Here is a 4,601-nt window from a genome sequence, read left to right as displayed (position 1 = left end):
TCGTTTTTTCCACCGCTACTTTACTTATGTCCCGGGCTCTTTCTTGCGTTTTAATAGTAAGGCGAAATCATCAAGTACACGAGCACTCCTGTTAAGCTTACATACAGCCATAACGGCATCGTCCAGCGGGCAATCTTCCGGTGCTTTTCCACCTTCATCGTCAAACCGCGGGCAAGCGTGAGTAGAGCAAGCGGCACAATCACGGCAGCCAGCACGATGTGAGTGATCAGAATAAAATAATAGATCGGTTGCAGGATCCCGTCACCGCCATAGGACGTGGACTCCGCCATCGCGTGGTAAGTTAAATAAGAGATTAGAAATAAGAACGTGCTTGTAAACGCAGCAAAGATAAAGCGTTTGTGCCACACCACATTTTTCTTAAGAATCATGTATAAGGCCGCAAGCAGAAACACGAAGGTAAAGGAGTTAAGAACGGCGTTTAATAAAGGCAATACCTTCACATTAAAGCCTACTTCTGATTCAAGATTCGGTATAAATAACAGGACGACGACTATCGCATTGATGGCGATCGACAGGCCGACGACCCATGGAACGTAGTTGAATTCTTTTTTTGTACTCACAGTCATCCTCCATCTCTATGATGTCTTTCCTTCTTAGTATAGTAAAAGCGGCAAGAGAATTCATTAAGGAAGCGGTGACAGAAATGGTAACTTTGTAGGGGAGGAACATTAATCTGCTCATCTGGAATAGTGGTAGGGCTTTTATAAAGAAGAAAAAAGGAAGAAGGAATTAATAATGACCCCTTCTTCCTAGAATTTATACAGTTAGGATAGAATAATCACTCATTTAAGGTTCTTTGGATTTTTTTATAGATTTGTACGGGTGCGTTGTTTAAGTCCTCTAGTGACTCAGTAGTTTGTTGACCATCACCACCTATAATAATTAAACAGTTCGTACTTTTATCAACCTTTAGCGTGTACTGTCCAACTTCAAATGACTCCACACTTGTTGAGATATCTAAGTATTTATTGTTCAATCTAGTGCGAACTCTATTGGAGAACCTTCTTAAGTATCTCCATAATTTTAATTCTTCTCTTGATTTCATAAATAATTCAGGGAGTTCTTTGGCATTCTTTAAAGTATTTAAAGTGGTCAATGTGTACACACGTACACCATAGCCGACGGGCCGAATTGTTCCATTCAAAGATCTCCATTCTTTAACGGAGAATTTCACATAAAGTTCTTTAGAATTGCTTGGTACTTCATTAATCTCATGTCTTTTTACAATCTCAACGTTAGTTATCTCCCCGTAATAAGTAATTCCATTTGGTTCACCGACCTGTACTGAATCATTTTGGGTGATATAAAGAGCTATATACTTTGCTTCTTGCCACCCTTTCGCTAAGCGATTTAAAGGTATATGGTAAAAGCGATTTTTTTTATGAGCAATGAGGCGTTTTACATCTCTGACCACGCCCACAAGGACCTTCTCCTCTAGAGAGGACCTCCAATATTCTATAGCCCCTTTAGGTAGAATACCTTGAGTTTGTAACTCCTCTGGACTGCTTTCAATCAAGTGTTCTAAAAACTCTTCCACCATCTTGGATGTATCTGGTAAGAAGGGGAAGCCTCCTATATTAACTTCTTGAATACTTTTATGGAAGGGGTGATCTTCGTAGTTTTCTTCATCCATCCAAGGGAATAATACATAAGCACCGAATGCATATCTTTCATAAGGCCCTTTGTTTCTGTACACCCAAGCATCACGGTATCGATGCATAGTGTTAATATCATCTTCCATTGGGCCTGGAGTAGATAAATTATTTGTACTTTGGTCAAAGTCTATTCGATATTTAGCATCAAAAATATATTGATAGTTAAAAGGATGACCTTTCTTTTCAACGGTGAGCATAATATCTGGCTTTTGCCTCACCGTTGGAGGATTTTGGTGTCTCTCTTGAAAACTAAGTGTGATTTTTTCGCCCGTATGAGGGTGTTGGAAGCTTCTTTTTGCTGATTTACTTTGATCTAAATCCACAAACAATCCATTTGGTTTGATTTTAATAATGTCTTGATCAATGGGGTGATATTTCTTGTGGAGGATTTGACCCATCTTTAAATAAGTCCAATATTCATAAAGGGTAGCTACATCCTTCACTGACATTTTAAAAATCTCTCCTTGAAGAGATAATCCTTGAGACAGCACCAAGTAAATCATATAAGCATCTCGGTAACCTTGCTTCATCTGCATGACTAAAGTGAGAGCTGATCTGTCTAGTTTGCTTATGCTTCTCCAAAAGGGGGATTTCTCAATGAATAGTAATCGGCTCTTCATTTTATTTAATTCAAGAAGGACAGTTCTATCCGTATCAGGTACATTTTTGAGGTATTTCTGTACTTTTATGATTAATTCCGCTATCTTATCCTGCAAACGATTGAGCATAAATTTCACAAATCTATTCTCTAAAGTGTTATAAGAAAGTGTTTTTTTCGAATTTAGGCCACGTTCTGGCATCCATGTCTTATGGTTGATCTTAATTCCGTTATTAGTTTCTTTCAATAGGTAGGGTCTTTTCCTCAGATATTGTCGGGATCGACTATCCGTACGCTTTAATTGCTCACCTCTCACGTTACGATACTCCGTTACTAGTTCATGGTGAGGTTGTCTTTCGATTAAATGGACGGCATTCATAAATTGCTTAAAATAATGGTTAAGTAACCGGTAAAACTCGACGGGTGAAGGTTTTTTGGATGAGATTTTAGATGCCCCAAGAAAGGTTTTCTTCATAAAGTGAAAGGCCAAGTTATAAATTTCTTCACTTACTTCGTCTAAAAGCCGTTTGTAGTCCTCTTTATAATCGAGCTTGGTTGGGAATAACTCTAAAGTAACTTGAGCTAATGACTCTTTCTCATCTCGAATTTCAAATTCGGTCATTCCAACCTCATTCATAAATTGGAGTTGTCCCATTAAAAACGTAATGTCTCCTACTTGCTCTCGACTCACAGATTTACGAACTAGAGGGTTTTCGTGGTGAAAAGATAAATTCCGATTACATTTAGATAGGGCTACAAGCTGATAGACTTCATTTTCAAAGAAAACAGGGGGAAAGTGCCCATGCTCGATATCAACTAATTTCTCTAACGTAGGATGAAATACTTGGATAGAAGATCCTTCTATAGCACCCACTTTTAATTGCATTGTCTGTTGTTCAAATTTAACTTTAGCTTTATGCATATTCATATTTTTAAATCGGCTGTTATAAGGTCTTCCCTTAATATGAACAGAAAATTGTTCATGTTCTATGACTAATAGCTTTGTATCATCTGCGTGAGACACCTTTCCGCCTCCTTTCCAAAATAAATCAGCCTAACCAGAAGGATGTAAAGCCAAATTGTTCTTGGTTCTTGTACATCGTTGCAAGCTTTTCTGCAGATTTTGGATATTTCGCATTTTCTATCGCAGTCTTAAAAGAACTTGTTTCAAGAGCTTGGCCCGTACAAAAAACAAATAATTGCTCAATGATTTCGGCTGTTGTAATGTCACTTCCATTGATTTTGGGAAGAATCTTTTGAAGTAGTTGTCTGTCGAATGCAGCCATAGGCTCCATTAGCTTCCCTAGTTTGTTATAGATCATAAAGAAACAGATTTCATCACGAATACGATACCCAAAATGGCTGCGATTCTTTTTAAGGATCTCATTTACTTCTATTAATTGGTTTGTTGTCTTCTGAATGATGTCGCGATGTTCCTCAATAGCTTCTTTTAGTGTTAAAAACTCTGATCTAAGGTGTTTATTATCTATCATTGCTTGATAAGTTTTCTTCTCATTATCGTTAATACTAGGTAGGAATTCTAAATCCACGTCGTTAAATTCTATTGTACTCGCTCGGTCTAATACCTTTGAGCTAAACGGGTGGGTAGTTTCATCCATATTCACCGTCCCGATAATATAAACGTTATCGGGGATGTTCACTCTTCTTTCAAAGCTTTCAGGTGTGGGGATTTGAGAAGTAACGATATGTCCATCCACACGCTTGCGACTTTCCATCACGCTAAGAAGGTCACTAAAGTAATATTCCACTCTTGCTAAATTCATTTCATCCAGTAGAACAAAGTAGGGAAGGTCTGGATGTTCTTCCGCTTCCATAAGAACTTTGGTTAATGGACCAGGTTTAAATCCCCCTTTAATATCCTCATAACCAATAAGTTCAGATCCATCACTCCAGTCAGGTCTTACCGGAATTAAGTTAAACTGACCGTTTTCTTCAGTAGCTCCAATACTATTAGCAAACTTCTCTACTATTTTTGTTTTTCCAGTCCCTGAAATACCAGAAAGAATCACAAATGGCTTTGTTTTTAAGGATAAAAACAAACTTTTTACTTCATCCCTTTGATAATAAAATCCTTCATCCTGTATATAGTTGTAAATATGGTCAATAAGATCAACATCCGAATTAAAAGTGTCAAAAGGAGTTTTCATTACTAGATTTGTATCTGCTACCTGTTGAATTATTTCTTCTGGCAACATATCCCGGAAAGTGGTTAATAGATATTCAGCAAATTCTTTCGTAATCGAATAAAAATATCCCTGCTTCACATTTCCATTGACATCAAATGGACCTTCTTCTTTTTTTCTTCT

General features: G+C 37.5%; 3 protein-coding genes. All 3 read right to left on the bottom strand.

Annotated elements, in window-relative coordinates:
- Positions 1–50: 50 nt before the first annotated feature.
- On the bottom strand, positions 51–587 hold the full coding sequence (locus tag LD39_RS16760) for a DUF420 domain-containing protein (RefSeq protein WP_035550174.1): 537 nt from the start codon (positions 585–587) through the stop codon (positions 51–53).
- 212 nt (positions 588–799) lie between these two features.
- Positions 800–3,298: a restriction endonuclease-like protein gene (locus LD39_RS16755; RefSeq protein ID WP_035550171.1), complete on the bottom strand. Its 2,499-nt coding sequence runs from the start codon at positions 3,296–3,298 to the stop codon at positions 800–802.
- 25 nt (positions 3,299–3,323) lie between these two features.
- Positions 3,324–4,601: AAA family ATPase (locus tag LD39_RS16750; protein WP_156112683.1), on the bottom strand; the 1,278-nt coding region annotated here is incomplete at its 5' end.

The sequence above is a fragment of the Halobacillus sp. BBL2006 genome (assembly GCF_000786645.1).
Lineage (GTDB): Bacteria > Bacillota > Bacilli > Bacillales > Halobacillaceae > Halobacillus.
The sequence above is the reverse complement of the archived record's forward strand: the minus strand, read 5'-3'. Positions and strand labels throughout refer to the sequence as shown.